A 15,926-nucleotide genomic window follows, 5' to 3' on the forward strand; every position below is an offset into this window, starting at 1 on the left:
AAAGAACCGTCTTAGTCATCTTGATGTTTATGATTATCGGTTTGTTTTTATCAACGCCGCAGGCTTGGGCCGCGGGATCCCTGCCTGCAACGGATATATCCGGCCCGGTAAATTTTACGCTCAATGATCTTGATTCTAAGGCGGTATCCATTGCGGCATACCGGGGTAAAAAACCGGTTCTTTTGATCTTTTGGACGTCCTGGTGCCCGTATTGCCTTATCGGCCTGCGCGATCTTAACCAGAAATATCCGGGCCTGCAAAGATCCGGGTTTGATGTCCTGGCTATTAACGCCGGTGAATCGCGGGATAAGGCTGCGAGGGTCGCTAAGGATTATGAGCTGAAATTCAAGGTCCTCCTGGACATTGATCAGGAAACAGTCGGTTATTTCCGTGTTGTGGGTATTCCTTTGTACGTTTTGTTGAATAAGCAGGGAGAGGTGGTCTTCCGGGATAACCGTTATCCGGCGGATGAAATAGCCAAGAGATCAGCCCGATAAATGCAAAAAGATATCGCGAAGCTCCTGGACAATTGGAATAAACGGAATATCAAAGGGATATATCTGCCTAAGCCCTCGGATGTTTATACGAAGCTGTCCAGTATCATTCCTGTTACTGCGACAGTGGGTTTTTCCGGTTCGCGGACCCTGGAAGAGATAGGTTTGATCAAATTATTGGAGGCTCGCGGCAACAAGGTTTTTAATCCTTATAAACCCGGGTTGACCAATAACGAGAACATGAAGCTGCGCAAGCTGGGAGCGCAAGCCGATTATTATCTATCCAGCGCGAACGCCATAGCCCGTACTGGGGAGTTGGTTTTCTTTAGCGCGTTCGGCCAGAGGATCGCCGGATTGGCCAATGCCAGGCATGTGATCATTATCGCCGGGAGGAATAAGGTCACCGATGATCTGCCTTCGGCGTTGGAAAGGGCCAGGCAATATGTCGCCCCGCTTAACTGTAAACGCCTGGATTGGCCGGCTCCTTGCCATGCGGACGGTAAATGCCACAAGGAGATCTGTTTTTACCCGGAATATAAAAGAATGTGCTGCCAGACATTGATCATAGAAGCTGAACCCGCGCGCGACAGGTTAAGAGTTATTCTTGTGGGAACGCCGCTGGGATTCTAAAGGAACGTTATGCTGACCGAGATCATAAATGAATCGTTGAAGAACCGGGAATTCATCAATGTGGCTACCTGCGATCTGCAAGGCCGGCCTAATTCCGTGCCTAAGCTGTTGTTGAAGATCGAGGGTGAGTCCATTTATCTGGTGGATTATACCATCGGCAGGACCTATGAGAATCTGAAGGTCAATCCCCGGGTTTGCCTGTCGTTTGTGAACACCGAAACGCTTAAAGGTTATCAGATAAACGGAGGCGTGGAGGTCATCACTCAGGGGAAGTCTTATGAGGAGATAATCGGCCAGGTTTCCCAGAAGCAGATCAATCTTTCCATTGAACGGGTGCTTAAAGGCGTGAGCACAGGCAAGAGCCATGATAATTTTGAGCTTTTGGCGGCGGCCAAGAAATTCGCGGTCTTTAAAATAAAGATGGAAGAAGTGGTGCAAGTGGATTACAGCGGAACGGTGACCCGCGAAAAAACAGGGCAATATAAAGAAAGGTAAACGATGTTCGATAAGATCAAGGGTTTGATGGATATGCAGAAAAAAATGCAGGAGATAAAGCGTGAGCTGGATAACGCCAGCTTCGAGATCCAAAGCTCGGACGGAGCGGTTAAGATAACCATGAATGGCTCCCAGGAAGTTAAGGATGTGCGGATAAACTCGGATATCACCGAAGACCAGAAAGAAAAACTTTCCAAGGCGTTCAAGGACGCGTTTAACCGCTCGGTAAAACATTCACAGGAACTCGCCGCTCAGAAAATGAAAGACATTACCGGGTTGAAACTCCCGGGGATGTGAGCATAAAGCCATGGCTGATAAGGTTGATCTTCACAGCGTAGTCGAAAGTATCTGTTGGCAGGACAGGCGTTATAAGCCCGACGCTTATGAGTTCGTCCTGGAGGCGCTTTATTTTACCCAGAAAGAGCTTAAAAAGAGCGGGCATATAAGCGGTAAAGAGCTCTTGGAGGGAGTGCGGGAATTCGCCCTTCAGCAATACGGCCCGATGGCCAGGACGGTTTTTACTCACTGGGGGATAAGCAAAACCGATGACTTCGGCAACATAGTATTCAATATGATAGATAAAAAACTGCTTTCCAAGACCGAAATGGATACGATCGAGGATTTCAGGGATGTCTATGAATTTGACACGGCATTGAAGCCCGCGCTGGGCGATATCAAGCTATAGGTGAGCGATATGAAAAGAATAAGGGGTTTTGCTACAGGTATAGGAAGTCTTCCGCACAAGGACCCGAGCGCGGCGGTCGATCTGGTGTTAAAGTGCCTTCCGGAGATCCCGTTCTGGCCACAGTTGCCAAAACGCAGCGTGAAAGAAGGGATGGTCGCGCAGTTCAGCGAGAATATGCCCTGCCTCAAAGTCACCCCGGATGGTTTGATGTTCGATCCGCGCCAGTATGATAAAGAGATGGAAAGCTTCTATGAGCGGATCATTGCCAATGACGTGGATCATTTTAAGATCAGCGAGGATTTTGCCCCGGGTTTTTACGAATTATGCCGCAGGCTGAAGAATAGCGATCTGGGGAGGGTAGAATTAATTAAATGCCAGATCACCGGCCCGTTCACTTTCGCCGGGAGCGTTAATTCTCCCGACGGTAAAGCCATGATCTCCGATCCTGTCTATATGCAGGCGGTTATCAAGGGGCTGATGATGAAAGGCCTATGGCAGATCGATAAATTAAAGGGATTCGGAAAAAAGATAATTATCTTTCTGGATGAGCCTTACCTGGCTTGTTTCGGTTCGGCCTTCAGCCCTTTGAGCAGAGAGGGCGTGGTCAGGGACCTGTCGGAATTGACCCGGGCATTTCAGTCCGCAGGGGCGTTGGCCGGGGTACATTGCTGCGGCAACACCGATTGGTCTATATTTACCGACGATGCGGGAATGGATTTGATCAATTTCGATGCCTATGGCTTCTGGGATAAACTGGAGATCTATAGCGCTAATCTTAAGGCGTACCTTAGTAAAGGCGGGTTGCTTTGCTGTGGTATAGTCCCGACCCGGGAATTCGGACCGGATATCAGCCTTGAACTGCTTTTGGGGAAGATTGAAGCCGGGATCAGCGGTTTGATCAAGAAAGGCTTGGACCGTGACCTTATCCTGGATAATCTTCTGGTCAGCCCGAGCTGCGGCCTGGGGACCCTGGATGTTGAAAAAGCCGAACAGATCCTAAGCCTCTTAAAACTGCTTTCTTCGCGTTTGCGAAAATACTGATAAACCGTTCTTAAGTTGTCCGATGAAGAAAACATCCAATAGCCTCGGATCGCGATCCCTCCCCAAAGGCGGTATCCTGGCTGGTATTGCCATTCTTTCCCTGCTGATCAGGCTTATATATATATGGCAACTGAAGGCCACGCCTCTTTTTAATTTTTTTGCCGGCGACTCGAGATTTTACGATCTCTTTGCCATGAAGATAGTCGAAGGAAACTTCCTATATAAAGATTCGGTTTGTCTTAATCCCCTATACCCGTTATTCTTATCCGCGGTTTATTTTATTTTCGGCCACAGCATTGTTGCGGCGGTTTTTCTTCAGGCCATACTGGATTCTTTGACATGTTTATTGTTGTATTTCCTGAGCGTCAGGGTATTCAAGAACGAAATCCTGGGCCTGGCGACAGCGTTCATCTACGCCGGTTACGCGATGGCGGTATTCTATACGGGGTTCCTCCTGGATGTCACGCTCGTTGTTTTTCTGAACGTTTTATTCGTTCTGCTCGTCCTGCGGGCGCAGGATAAAAAAAAGCCGTTGGCCTGGGTATTTGCCGGCGTTGTCCTGGGCCTGGCCGCGGTATTAAAAGCAAGCATTTTATTATTCGTGCCTCTGCTTATGTTTTGGCTTTTGTATATTAACGGGACCAGGGCCATTATCCGGGATATTGCTCTGCCGCTCGGGCTTATTATTATATGCGTATCCGCGGTGCTATTCCCTTTTGCAGTGAAGAACTATTTGATCGAAAAGAATTTTTCGCCGTTCCCCGCGCAAGGGGGGCTGAATTTTTTTATCGGGAATAATCCTTTTGCCCGCGGGACATATACCCCTTTTTACGGAATACCGGACTCTCCGGTAGACCAGGTAAAAGCTTATGCCCGTATTGCCGAAGCGGACAAGGATGGTGGCCCGCAAAAGGAAATTCCCCAAGGTAACTCCGTGATCGCTAAAAATGCTTCCCGGTGCGGGTTCAACAAATGGCTGCATTTCGCGGTGAACAAAAAGTCCCGGTATTGGCTTAAGAAAGGGCTGTATTTCGCGGTGAACAATAAATCCCGGTATTGGCTTAAGAAAGGGCTGTTTTTCGCGGTGAACAATAAATCTCGGTATTTTCGCTTATGCCTTAAAAAACTGGCTCTTTTTTTTAACGAGGAAGAAATTCACCTGAACGTCAATTATTATTTTTGTAAAAGATTCATCCCGGCGTTGAACTATCCTTTATTCTCATTCGGCATCCTGGCGCCGTTCGCCGTGGCCGGGTCTGTTCTTGCCGTGCGTAAAAAAGTGCGCAATGCCTACGCGGTAATTTTGTTTGTTTGCGGCCACGTGGTTTTTCTGTGCCTTTACTATATGGCGGCGCGATACCGGATGCCTGCTGTTCCTTTTATGATCGTATTAGGCGCTTATGGCGCCTTCGGTTATGCGAGGCTTTTCAAGCGCGAACGATTGAAGGAGTTGTTTTTATTCTCTTTATTGCTGGGTGGATTGTTCCTGTTGGCCTATAAACCGACATTCCCCGTAAACTCCAGGAATGATTTCGCGGTTTCCTATAATAATCTGGGCAACGCGTATATCCGGGAAAATAAAAACGATCAGGCGTCCAGGGAATACCTTAATGCTATCCGGGCAAATCCGGGGTATGCCCAGGCGCATTATAACCTCGGCAATGTTTATTACCTGAAAGATATGTTCCAAGAGGCCGCGGCTGAATACCGGGAGACCATAAAGCTGGATCCGGCAAACGGACAGGCGCATAATAACCTGGCGGTATATTACTTTTATGTCGAGAAAGACGTAAAGCAAGCCCGGGACCACGCCAATGAAGCGCTTAAGTATTACGCTACGGTCAACCCTGAGTTTTTGCAGGAGTTGTTCAATGCCCGGGGCAATAAAAATGAGGGGGGAGGGCCCTGAGCGCGTATCCCGGTTTCCCGGGATAATGACAAGAAACTATTTGACAAAATAACCTGAAAGTAATATTATAAAGCCTGTTTTCGGACCCCCTCGCAATTCGCCGGGGTTAAATCCTCTCCGCTTAAGGCGGATCAAATCTAAGGAGCTTAACCGATGAAAGAAATACGAATCCATGCCCGCGCCGGACAAGGGGCGATCACCACGGCGTCTATATTGGGCAATGCATATTTTCTTAAAGGGATGTATCCTTACGCCTTTCCGCATTTCGGGGCGGCCAGGATGGGCGCGCCGATGAACGCCTTTGTCCGCGTGGACGATAAGCCCGTGCGGCTGAGAAGCCAGATCTATGAGCCGAATTATCTAATTATAGTCGATGCCACGCTGATGCGCGGTTTCAACTGTTTCTCCGGCCTGAAAGAGGACGGCATAGCTATTGTCAGCGCCAGGGAAGGGATAGAGGTCCCCAAGGTAAAAACCAAGCAAAAAGCGTATGTTATCCCGGCCAACGATATAGCGATGAAGACCATCGGCCGGCCTTTGGGAAACACCGCGTTGCTCGGCGGGTTCTGCGCCGCTACCGGTGAATTGGAGCTGGATTCGTTATTCGCGGCCATAAAGAAGAGATTCTCCGGAAAAGCTGTTGACGCCAATGTCGAAGCGATCAAACAGGGGTATGATTTCGTTAAGAATCTGATGAAATAAGTCTTAATTTAACCCCTCGCAATTCGCTCGGGGTCAAATTCTCTCCGCCTAAGGCGGATCAAATTTGAGGAGCTCAATATGTTCGGTCCATTAAATTGTAAGCCAGGCACCAGCAGGAATAATAAAACAGGTTCATGGCGCGTGGAATCCCGGCCTAATTTTTTGCACAAGAATTGCATCGGCTGTAAGATGTGCTTAGTCATTTGTCCCGAAGGTTGTATCGAGGGGACGGAGAAGAATGCCTATACCTTTGATCCGGCTTATTGCAAGGGATGCGGCGGCTGCGCGCTGATCTGCCCGAAAAAAGATATTGAGATGGTTAAGGAAGAATCCCTTTAAAATATAAGAAAAGAGAAAGAGGGTTAAAATATGAAAGAGTTTCTTGAAGGTTCGATGGCAGTAGCAAGGGCTATACAGCTTTGTAAACCCGGAGTAATATCCGCTTATCCCATAACTCCCCAGACCCATATCGTCGAAGAGCTGGCGCAGATGGTCGCCGACGGGCATATAGACGCGCAGTTTGTCAACGTCGAATCGGAGCATTCAGCCGCTTCTGTGGTGTTGGGATCTGAGGCCGCCGGCGTGCGCTCTTACACTGCGACCAGTTCGCAGGGGCTTTTCCTGATGGCTGAGGTGGTCTTTAATATCGCGGGTATGCGCCTTCCTTTGGTAATGACCGACGCTAACCGGGCTATATCGGCGCCGATCAATATCTGGAACGATCAGCAGGACAGCATTTCACTGCGCGACGCCGGATGGATCCAGCTCTACGCCGAGGATATCCAGGAAGCGGTGGATTTGCATTTCCTGGCCTACAGATTAGCCGAGGATAAATCCATGATGCTGCCGGTAATGGTCTGTATGGACGGTTTCATCCTGACCCACGGCATTGAAACAGTGGATATGCCCAGCCAGGAGCAGGTGGATAAATTTCTCCCTCCTTACCAGGCTTTATACAAGTTGGATGTGGATAACCCCATCACCCTGGGGCCGCTGGCTGATCCGGATTATTACACGGAAACCCGTTATGCGATCCATGAAACCCAGAAAAAGGCGTTGGACCTTATCCCGAAATTAACCGCGGAATTTTCCAGGGTCTTCGGCCGTAATTATAACGGCCTGGTGGAGGGGTATCATTTGAAAGGCGCCGAAAGGGTCATCGTGGCCATGGGTTCGGTCTGCGGCACGATCAAGGATGTGGTTGATGAACTCAGGGCAAAAGGCAAGAAAGTCGGGCTGCTGAAAGTTTCATCTTTCCGCCCGTTTCCGGTCCAGGCGATCTATGAGGCGTTAAAGGGCGTTCCCAAAGTTGGTATCCTGGATAAATCAGTATCCCTGGGGTCTTACGCGCCGTTGGCCGTGGAGACCAGGGCGGTATTTTTCGGCAAAAAGAATAAACCGGAGGTTATCAGCAGCTTTGTCGCCGGGCTTGGCGGCAGGGATATCACCCCGGATTCGATAAAAGAGATCTTCCGCATGCTTACCCAGAAAGAAAAGTCCTGTGAGTTTATCGATTTGAAACCTGAACTTTTAAAGGAGAATTATGAGTAAAAATATCTTTAATTCCGGACATACTGCCTGTTCGGGCTGCGGCCAGTCAATGGCGGTAAAATTAGTTTTTGAGGCTGCGGGCCGCAATACTATGGTGGCCAACAGCACCGGATGCCTCGAGGTTTTTTCCACCAAATACCCTGAGTCGTCCTGGGATATCCCGTTCGTCCATTCCCTGTTCGAGAATTCAGCCGCGGTCGCTTCAGGCGTTGAAGCCGCGCTTAAGTATTTGGGGAAGAAGGACGGAATAAACGTTATCGCCGAGGGCGGCGACGGCGGTACCGCGGACATCGGTTTGCAGGCTTTATCCGGGATGTTGGAGCGGGGCCACGACATACTGTATGTGTGTTATGATAACGAGGCGTACATGAATACCGGCATCCAGCGAAGCGGGCTTACTCCTTTTGACGCGAATACCACCACCAGCCCCAAAGGCGCTAAATCTTTCGGCAACCTGCGTTTCAAAAAACCTATGCCGGAAATAACAATGGCCCATGGTATCCCGTACGTGGCTACCGCTTCGGTGGCATATCCCCAGGACATACAAAGAAAGGTAAAGAAAGCGCTTTTGATAAAAGGGCCTAAATACATTCAGATCCATGTTCCCTGTCCTTTAGGATGGCAGCATGGTTCGCAGCTTACTTCCGATGTGGCAAAGCTGGCGGTGGATACGGGATTATACCCCTTGATCGAATACGAGAATGGTAAGCTTGCCGCTGTGCGCAAGATCACCCCTAAACCGGTTAGCGAATACCTGAAAGTCCAGGGCAGGTTTAAGCATTTATTGGCGGCTCCGGATGAGATAAAGAAAGTCCAGGATATCGCGGATGCGAATATCGCGAAATACGGTTTAAAAATAGAAAACACCCAGAGCTGATAAGGCTCAAATTTGAGGAGGGCAACAAGATGGTAAAAGTTACAATTGATAATTCGGCCTGCGTGGGTTGCGGTTTATGCGAACAGGCCTGTCCTGAAGTATTCAAGGTCGAAGGCGATGGTATCGCCCATGTTAAGGCCAGCTTTTGCGACCAGCACAATCTCAAGGAAGTGGCTGATCAGTGCCCGGTCACCGCGATCAAAGTCAGCTGATCTGTAGACGTTGTATCTAACTCGCCGGAATGCATTGAGTTACAAATAAATGTTTTGGCGGTTAAAATGGAATAAATAAAAACCCCTGGTTCAAAATGACCAGGGTTTTTTATTTGGAAACGAATATAATTTCGCTTAAAACATTTATTTGTAACCCTATATCCTTAAATGCGTTAGCTACAACGTCTGCTGGTTGGTGGCGATTTTGGTAAGTTCTAAAAGAAACGTGCTGAAGGCATCGTCCTTTTTCTGCTGAACAGCTTTTTGACTGAACACTGCTTTTTCCTCGCTATATTTCTTTTCGTCGATACCGATCTTTTCTTTTAGTTTTATTATATATATCCCTGAGTTTGTCTCGATCGGCCCTGCAGGCTGTTCGGTTTTAAGATCATAAGCCGCTTTGAAAAAATCATCCGATGCCCCGATAGTGTTGATATAACTGTTATCCTTGAACAAGTCTGTGGAGTTGATGGTCAATTGAAGTTCTTTGCTGATCTTTTCGAAATCCGCGGTTTTAGGGTTAGCCTGATAAGCGGCCTGCAGCTTTTCCATGCAGACTTTAGCTTTTTCCCGGGCGATATCCTTGCTTTTTGTTTTGATCACCGCTGTCTTGACTTTCTCTTTGATCGCCTCGAATTCCGGGATATAAGGATCTTTTCTTTCTTTCAGCCGCATCAGATAATAGCGTTTATCCAGCTCTACCGCCGGAATAGTCTGCCCGATCTTCAGGGATGGCAATTGCTCCGATACCTCTTGCAGCCAGCCGATCCCGGGTATAGGGTCGGTTTGGCCGAACAGGCCGGTTTCCTTTATAACCAGGGCGCAATCCCGGGATATTTTTTCCAGGGATTCTTTCCTGGCCAAGCGGAAGGCCACGTCATCCATTTTTGTCTTGGAATCTGTTTCCAGGTATTCCAGATTGAAGGAGAGGGGGAGCTTGAATTCCAGGGAATTCTTGTCGAAATAGCCTTTTATTTCTTCTTCTGACGGGGTTATGTCTTTTTCGAAATCCGCCGGGATGGCGGCGATATAATTAAGGCTGATCTGCTCGTTTTCTTTCTTGTATGCCTTTTTGATCTCGTCATTCGTCAAGGTTATGTCTTTGGTTACAGCTTCATATACCTTCTGGATCATCAGGTTCTGCCGGGTCTGCTCTTCGAATACACGGGGCTGCAGGTGTAGGCCGTATTTAACGCTGTTCTCATAAAGTTTTTTGTCGAATTGCCCATTTCTCTGAAAGGCGGGGGTGTTCTGCAGCTCCCGGACAAGCTCGGCATCCGAGATGCGGATCTTGCGTTTTGCGGCTTCGTGCAGAAGGATGAGGCGCTGAATGGCCAGGCCCTTGAGATTGAGCATTTTCTGAAGGGTGTAATAATCCTCCCCGAAACGCATCATCGCCTGGACCTCCGAGGCCTTCAGGGCGTCGAGGTAATCCTGCTGCTGAATGGTCTTGCCGAAAAGCTTGCCATAGACAGCTTCCTGTTTTTTCTGGTTAGTCGCGCTGTTAGTCCCCCATAAGAAGAAGGCAGGCAGGACCAGGACGATAAGCGCCAGCCATATTTTTTTCTGGACTTTCTTGTTATTCAACATTTTTAACATTTTGTTCCTCCTTGGATACGGATACAATGCGCACACCGGACATTTCTATGTGGCCGGGTGCACCAACCTTTCCAATTAGGTTGGGTGTAAATGCATTGCGCAATAAACCGTTTGGCTATATAAAATCCTATTATAACCAAAATTCCAAATAATACAATTTTTTCTTTACAAGCCATTCCGCTAAATGTATAATAAAACACCGTGTTAGGAATAAATACATTTTTAGACAAGGAAGGATGATCAAATGAAAAATAACGTTTTGAAACTCGGATTGCCTAAGGGAAGCCTGCAAGAGGCCACTTTCAGGATGTTCAAGAAGGCCGGTTTCAGCGTTTCTTTGCCTTCGGAACGTTCATATTTTCCTTATATCGACGATCCCCAGATAGATCTGGTATTGTTGCGGGCGCAGGAAATGTCCAGGTACGTGCAGGACGGGGCTTTGGATTGCGGGATCACCGGAAATGACTGGATACTGGAGAACCGCTCAGACGTGGTCAGGGTCACGGATCTGGTTTACGCCAAGCAGAGCATGAGCAAGGTCCGTTGGGTCCTGGCTGTGCCGGAATGCACCGGGATAAGGTCTCTGAAGGATTTGAACAACAAGCGCGTTGCCACGGAACTGGTCAATGTAACCAAGGATTTCTTTAAGAAGAATAAAGTTAAAGTGGACGTGGAATTCAGCTGGGGCGCCACCGAGGTCAAGGTGAGCTCCGGGCTGGTGGACGCCATCGTGGAATTGACCGAGACCGGCCGCAGCCTTAAGGCCAATAAGCTGGCGATAATGGATACCCTGTGCGAATCCACGACCCAGTTCATCGCCAATAAAGATTCCTATAAGAACGCTTGGAAAAAGGCCAAGATCGCCCAGATCGCGCTTCTTTTAAAAGGGGCCATCGCAGCTGAAGGTAAGGTCGGCCTGAAAATGAACGTCAAAAAGTCCGATGTCGCGAAAGTGTCCGGGCTTTTGCCCGCGCTCAAGGAGCCCACGATCTCCGGGCTTTCCGCCCAGGGATGGGTCGCCATAGAGACTATAATCGACGAGAAAGTGGTCCGGACGCTGATCCCCGCTTTAAAAGCGGCGGGGGCGGAGGGGATCATCGAATATCCTTTAAACAAGATAATTTATTAACGAAGTATTACGGAGGAATACAATGCCTTGCGGTAAAAAAAGAAAAAGAAGAAAGATAGCGACCCATAAGAGAAAAAAGATGCGTCGCCGTCTTCGCCATATCAAGAAAAGAGCCTGGGCATAAACGCCTCAGGCTTATCGGCACATATAATGGTTTTTAGGTCTTATCTGAGGATGGGGGCGGTTGTTTTATGCCTGAGCGCGGTTCTTTGCGCCTGCCGCAATGCCTTTGCCTTTGACCGCAGGATGTCCGCAGCGCTGAGCCATTATATCATGGCCGGGTTGAGCGAAAAAGCCGGAGATCTGGATCAGGCTGTCGAAGAATATAAAAAGGCGTTAAGCGCCGATTACAAGAACGCGGCGATCCATCTGAACCTGGCCGCGGTCTACCTGAAGAAAAAGGACACCCCCGGCGCGATCGCGGAACTGAGCCTCGCCGCGAAGTTCGATCCGGAATCCGTTGAGCCGCACGCGATATTGGCCCTCTTGTATTTTTCCCAGGAAAAATTAGACGCTGCCGGAAATGAATATGAAAAGGCGCTGAAGAACGCTTCGCGCCTTGAGCCCAAGAACTCAGGGGTCTTGAAGAAACTGGGCCTTTTGTATCTGGAGAAAAAAGATTACAAAGCGGCCGAGGGCATCTACAAGAAAGTGCTGGAGTTGTCCCCTGAGGACGCCGAAAGCCGATTTCTTTTAAGCAGCGTTTATGACGAGCAGAAAGACCGGGACAGGGCTGTCCTTGAGCTGAAAAAGGTCCTGGAGATGGCCCCTGATTTTCACCAGGCCTTGAATTACCTGGGGTATCTTTATGTCGAGGAAAACCGCAACCTTGCCGAGGCGGAGAAGTTGATAAAAAAAGCGGTGGAGCTTTCTCCGGATAACGGCGCGTATATCGACAGCCTGGGCTGGCTTTATTTTAAAAAGGGCGATCCTAAAGAGGCTCAGGTCCAGCTGGAAAAGGCGGCCGGCCTGCTGGAGGACCCGGTGATCTACGACCATTTGGGCGATGTCTATTACTCTATGAACGACCGGGAAAGATCCAGGCTGAATTGGGAAAAATCCTTAGAACTTAAATCCGATCAGGATAAGGTCAAAGAAAAAATAAAGGGGCTGAAGAGATAATGGAATATTCGGACGATAAAATAAAGGGGTTGGAACTCCAGGCTAAGGATATCCGCAGGCTTATTGTGCGGATGCTGGGCAAGGCCTGCTCCGGGCATCCCGGAGGAAGCCTTTCTTCCACTGACCTGGTCACCGCGTTGTTCTTTGAGGCCCTTAAGCATAAGCCTCAGGAGCCTAACTGGCCGGATCGCGACCGTTTTCATATGTCTAAAGGGCATTGCTGCCCGTTATGGTACGCGGCGCTTGCCGAATCAGGATATTTCCCGCAGGAGAAGCTGTTCACCTTGCGTCAGCTGGGTTCGATGCTCCAAGGCCATCCCGACCGCCGCACCCCGGGAGTGGAATCCGCTTCCGGATCGTTGGGCCAGGGGTTGTCCGTTTCCTTGGGGATCGCGCTTGCCGCCAGGCTTGACGGAAAAGATTACCGTGTTTACTGCCTGATGGGCGACGGCGAGATACAGGAAGGCAATGTCTGGGAAGCGGCTATGGCGATCAGCCACTACAAATGCGACAATGTCTGCGCTATATTGGATTATAACGGTTTTCAGATAGACGGGAAGAACAGCGAGGTAATGGGGCTTGAGCCGGTTGCTGCCAAGTGGCAGGCGTTCGGCTGGCATACTATAGAGATCGACGGGCATAATATGCGCCAGATCCTCGGCGCCTACGATCAGGCGAAGACGGTAAAAGGCAAGCCTACGATAATCATCGCCCGTACCACAAAAGGCAAGGGTGTGTCTTTCATGGAGAATGTGGTCGGCTTTCACGGATGCGCGCCTACACCCGAACAGGTGGAAAAGGCGTTAAAGGAACTGGAATAATAAAAATGACGGAATTACTTTATCAGCGCGATGTGTACGGCAAGACCCTGGTGGAATTAGGCAAGGTTAACCCGAATATTGTGGTTATGGACGCGGATCTTTCCAGCTCCACCCGGACCAGCCTTTTTGCCAGGGATTTCCCAAAGAGGTTTTTCAATATGGGCGTGGCTGAACAGAATATGATGGCTGCCGCCGCAGGGTTGGCCAGCTGCGGCAAGCAGGTTTTTGTTTCCACCTTCGCCATATTCGCCACAGGACGGGCCTGGGATCAGGTCAGGAATTCCATATGCTACAACAATTTTAACGTCAAGATAGTCGCGACCCACGCCGGTGTCAGCGTAGGCCCCGACGGGTCAAGCCATCAGGCGCTGGAGGATATCGCCTTGATGCAGGTGATCCCCAATATGAACATAATCGTTCCTTGCGACGGGCCGCAGACCCGTGAGGCGCTGCTTGCCGTCGCTCAGTCCAAAGGCCCCTGCTACATCCGTTTAGGCCGGGCGAAAGTCCCCACCCTGGAGAATAAAGGAGAATTCAAGATCGGCAAGGCGCAGGTCCTGACCCAGGGAAATGACGTGGCTATCGTTGCCTGCGGGACCATGGTCAATGAATCATTGGCCGCGGTCGCCAACCTTAAGGCAAAAGGCGTAAAGGCCAGGTTGATAAATATGCATACCATAAAACCGCTGGACACGGATGTCCTGTTGGACGCGGCCCGCTCCACTAAAGGGATCGTGGTTTGCGAAGAGCACAGCACCATCGGCGGCCTGGCTTCCAGCGTCGATGCCCTGCTCGCCGAGCGGCATCCGACAAAGATCCTGAGCATAGGGATAAAAGCGCGGTTCGGCCAATCCGGAGAACCGGAAGAATTATTCAAAGAATATAATATTACCGCCGGCGACATAGAAAAAGCGGCGCAAGCCATAGTCTCAGGTTAATGACCTGGTTTTAGCAAAACCACATCAGCCGTGCTTACCTTTAATTCTTACGCCAAAATAAACCTGTATCTGTCCGTCCTGAACAAGCGCCCGGATAACTACCACGATATAAACAGCCTTTTTGAGCGAATCAGCCTTTCCGACCGTATCACGCTTACCCCGCTTAAGAAAAACACCATAGAGCTTTATTCGAACGAAAGATCATTGCCTTGCGACGCCTCCAATCTTGCTTTTAAGGCCGCGAAGTTATTAAAGGATGAATTCAAGGTCGCAAAAGGCGTGCGCATCCGCTTGACCAAGCGCATTCCTATAGGAGCGGGATTAGGCGGAGGCTCGAGCAATGCCGCGTATGTGCTTATGGGCTTGAACAAGCTCTGGGGCTTGAAACTCAGCCGTCAGCGTTTAAGCCGATTAGGCGCGAAATTAGGCAGCGACATACCATTTTTCATCCAGGACCTTAGTTTCGGCCTGGTCAGCTCAAGAGGAGAGAAGATAAAGCCGGTTCCGGAGCTTTCCGGGCTTCATTTATGGCATATCCTGGTTGTTCCACGGATAAACGTGCCCACCCCGTTTATATATAACAAATTGGACGATCTGCGTAAATCCGGGTTGACAATTAGGGTTTCCGATGGTAAACTAATAACTTTAGTATTGAAAAATAAGGATTTTTCCGGTTTAAACAAAGCGCTTTTTAATGATTTGGAAGCGGTTACCCTGCGTTTTTATCCGGAAGTGGTAAAAATAAAGAAAGCGATCCTCCATTTCGGCGCTAATCCGACATTAATGTCCGGAAGCGGTCCGGCGGTTTTTAGTATTTTCTCTTCTCGAAAGGATGCTGTGCGTTTATTCGGGCAGCTGAAAGAGAAACACCGTCTCTGGCGTATCTTTCTGGTTAGGACAGTTTGAATCAGAACAGGGAGGTCAAGATATGGAGATCACCGAGGTCAGGGTATTTCTTAAGGATTCGCAGGATAAGAAACTTAAGGCCTACGCCACAGTTACTTTCGACAATGCATTCGTAGTCAGGAATATAAAAGTGATCCAGGGGACTAACGGGGTATTCATCGCCATGCCTTCCCGCAAAGTCAAGCAGCCCTGCCATAAGTGCAATTTTAAGAATGAGTTCCGTTCCAAGTTTTGTAACCAGTGCGGCGCGCAATTACCTGTATCCAGCCAACCGGCAGTCCCGGAGATGAACGCCCAGGCTGAACATAAAGATATCGCGCATCCGATAACCCAGCAATTCCGGGATTATCTGCAAAAGAAAGTCCTGGATGCGTATGAACAGGAAGTGAAAAAAGGCCCTGCTGCTTCCACTACCCATGAGGAAGTATAATCTGGTTAATTGAGGAGTTTTACATTTGCCCGGTAGTGTCCCGCAACTCATTTAGTTTGCGGCGGGATGCCGTTTCCGATATGAAGTCTAGAAGAACGGCGAATGGCAGCACATCAGAATTTCCCCGTCTTGCAGGCAAGAATGATCGACGGGATCAGCCCCGCCTGTAGTTTAGATCGAGGGCGGGAGGGTCTGACTGTCTGAAGATTAAGATGCCGGGTGGAATCTAGACCGGAAATATTGATAGTTTAAATTAAAGGTTTAGTTATATTGCCCGGTAGTGTAACGGCAGCACATCAGAATTTGGGTCTGACTGTCAAGGTTCGAATCCTTGCCGGGCAACATAAATTCAAGCAAGGATGAGAACCAAGGGGGTGCGGGGGAA

At 49.2% G+C, this 15,926-nt stretch carries 19 protein-coding genes and 1 tRNA gene; 19 read left to right on the plus strand and 1 reads right to left on the minus strand.

Going from position 1 to position 15,926, the window contains the following annotated elements; genetic code table 11:
* The first annotated feature begins 29 nt into the window (after window positions 1–29).
* From M0R35_03675 to M0R35_03730, 12 genes are all read left to right on the plus strand, one after another.
* Complete coding sequence (locus M0R35_03675; protein ID MCK9594756.1) at window positions 30–497, plus strand: TlpA family protein disulfide reductase; 468 nt, start codon at window positions 30–32, stop codon at window positions 495–497.
* On the plus strand, window positions 498–1,124 hold the full coding sequence (locus tag M0R35_03680; GenBank protein MCK9594757.1) for a lactate utilization protein: 627 nt from the start codon (window positions 498–500) through the stop codon (window positions 1,122–1,124).
* A 9-nt stretch (window positions 1,125–1,133) separates the two neighbouring features.
* On the plus strand, window positions 1,134–1,619 hold the full coding sequence (locus M0R35_03685; protein ID MCK9594758.1) for a pyridoxamine 5'-phosphate oxidase family protein: 486 nt from the start codon (window positions 1,134–1,136) through the stop codon (window positions 1,617–1,619).
* A gap of 3 nt (window positions 1,620–1,622) precedes the next feature.
* Entirely contained in the window at window positions 1,623–1,916 is a 294-nt protein-coding gene (locus tag M0R35_03690) for a YbaB/EbfC family nucleoid-associated protein (GenBank protein MCK9594759.1), read from the plus strand.
* Between the two features lie 10 nt (window positions 1,917–1,926).
* The gene (locus tag M0R35_03695; GenBank protein ID MCK9594760.1) at window positions 1,927–2,304 is read left to right on the plus strand and encodes a hypothetical protein; all 378 of its coding nucleotides are present in this window, start codon (window positions 1,927–1,929) and stop codon (window positions 2,302–2,304) included.
* A gap of 9 nt (window positions 2,305–2,313) precedes the next feature.
* Window positions 2,314–3,345, plus strand: coding sequence for a methionine synthase (locus tag M0R35_03700; protein ID MCK9594761.1), 1,032 nt, complete (start codon window positions 2,314–2,316; stop codon window positions 3,343–3,345).
* A gap of 22 nt (window positions 3,346–3,367) precedes the next feature.
* Entirely contained in the window at window positions 3,368–5,254 is a 1,887-nt protein-coding gene (locus M0R35_03705) for a glycosyltransferase family 39 protein (protein ID MCK9594762.1), read from the plus strand.
* Between the two features lie 153 nt (window positions 5,255–5,407).
* On the plus strand, window positions 5,408–5,956 hold the full coding sequence (locus M0R35_03710; protein MCK9594763.1) for a 2-oxoacid:acceptor oxidoreductase family protein: 549 nt from the start codon (window positions 5,408–5,410) through the stop codon (window positions 5,954–5,956).
* Window positions 5,957–6,034: 78 nt separating this feature from the next.
* The gene (locus M0R35_03715) at window positions 6,035–6,295 is read left to right on the plus strand and encodes a 4Fe-4S binding protein (GenBank protein MCK9594764.1); all 261 of its coding nucleotides are present in this window, start codon (window positions 6,035–6,037) and stop codon (window positions 6,293–6,295) included.
* Window positions 6,296–6,325: 30 nt separating this feature from the next.
* Window positions 6,326–7,507 (plus strand): pyruvate ferredoxin oxidoreductase, encoded by a 1,182-nt coding sequence (porA, locus tag M0R35_03720; protein ID MCK9594765.1) that lies wholly within the window; start codon window positions 6,326–6,328, stop codon window positions 7,505–7,507.
* On the plus strand, window positions 7,500–8,384 hold the full coding sequence (locus M0R35_03725) for a thiamine pyrophosphate-dependent enzyme (protein ID MCK9594766.1): 885 nt from the start codon (window positions 7,500–7,502) through the stop codon (window positions 8,382–8,384). Before porA ends, M0R35_03725 begins: the two co-directional genes overlap by 8 nt.
* Window positions 8,384–8,596: a ferredoxin gene (locus tag M0R35_03730; GenBank protein MCK9594767.1), complete on the plus strand. Its 213-nt coding sequence runs from the start codon at window positions 8,384–8,386 to the stop codon at window positions 8,594–8,596. Before M0R35_03725 ends, M0R35_03730 begins: the two co-directional genes overlap by 1 nt.
* Before the next feature lie 177 nt (window positions 8,597–8,773).
* Here the strand turns inward: M0R35_03730 and M0R35_03735 are convergent, their stop codons facing one another.
* Window positions 8,774–10,195 carry a peptidyl-prolyl cis-trans isomerase gene (locus M0R35_03735; GenBank protein MCK9594768.1) on the minus strand — a complete coding sequence of 474 codons (1,422 nt, stop codon included), beginning with the start codon at window positions 10,193–10,195 and terminating at the stop codon, window positions 8,774–8,776.
* Between the two features lie 244 nt (window positions 10,196–10,439).
* Between M0R35_03735 and hisG the strand changes: the two genes are divergently transcribed.
* The 7 genes from hisG (at window position 10,440) to M0R35_03770 (ending at window position 15,883) form a co-directional block, all read left to right on the plus strand.
* Window positions 10,440–11,324: an ATP phosphoribosyltransferase gene (hisG, locus tag M0R35_03740; GenBank protein MCK9594769.1), complete on the plus strand. Its 885-nt coding sequence runs from the start codon at window positions 10,440–10,442 to the stop codon at window positions 11,322–11,324.
* Between the two features lie 150 nt (window positions 11,325–11,474).
* Window positions 11,475–12,446, plus strand: a complete 972-nt coding sequence (locus tag M0R35_03745) for a tetratricopeptide repeat protein (GenBank protein ID MCK9594770.1) — start codon at window positions 11,475–11,477, stop codon at window positions 12,444–12,446.
* Window positions 12,446–13,267, plus strand: coding sequence for a transketolase (locus M0R35_03750; protein MCK9594771.1), 822 nt, complete (start codon window positions 12,446–12,448; stop codon window positions 13,265–13,267). Before M0R35_03745 ends, M0R35_03750 begins: the two co-directional genes overlap by 1 nt.
* Before the next feature lie 5 nt (window positions 13,268–13,272).
* A complete protein-coding gene (locus tag M0R35_03755; GenBank protein ID MCK9594772.1) occupies window positions 13,273–14,205 on the plus strand; it encodes a transketolase family protein in 933 nt (310 codons plus the stop codon).
* Between the two features lie 30 nt (window positions 14,206–14,235).
* The gene (gene ispE, locus M0R35_03760; protein ID MCK9594773.1) at window positions 14,236–15,111 is read left to right on the plus strand and encodes a 4-(cytidine 5'-diphospho)-2-C-methyl-D-erythritol kinase; all 876 of its coding nucleotides are present in this window, start codon (window positions 14,236–14,238) and stop codon (window positions 15,109–15,111) included.
* 22 nt (window positions 15,112–15,133) lie between these two features.
* Window positions 15,134–15,541 (plus strand): septation protein SpoVG family protein, encoded by a 408-nt coding sequence (locus M0R35_03765; protein MCK9594774.1) that lies wholly within the window; start codon window positions 15,134–15,136, stop codon window positions 15,539–15,541.
* Between the two features lie 271 nt (window positions 15,542–15,812).
* A tRNA-Gln gene (locus M0R35_03770) sits at window positions 15,813–15,883 on the plus strand.
* The last annotated feature ends 43 nt before the right edge of the window (window positions 15,884–15,926 follow it).

It is taken from the genome of Candidatus Omnitrophota bacterium, assembly GCA_023227985.1.
Lineage (GTDB): Bacteria > Omnitrophota > Gorgyraeia > Gygaellales > Profunditerraquicolaceae > JALOCB01.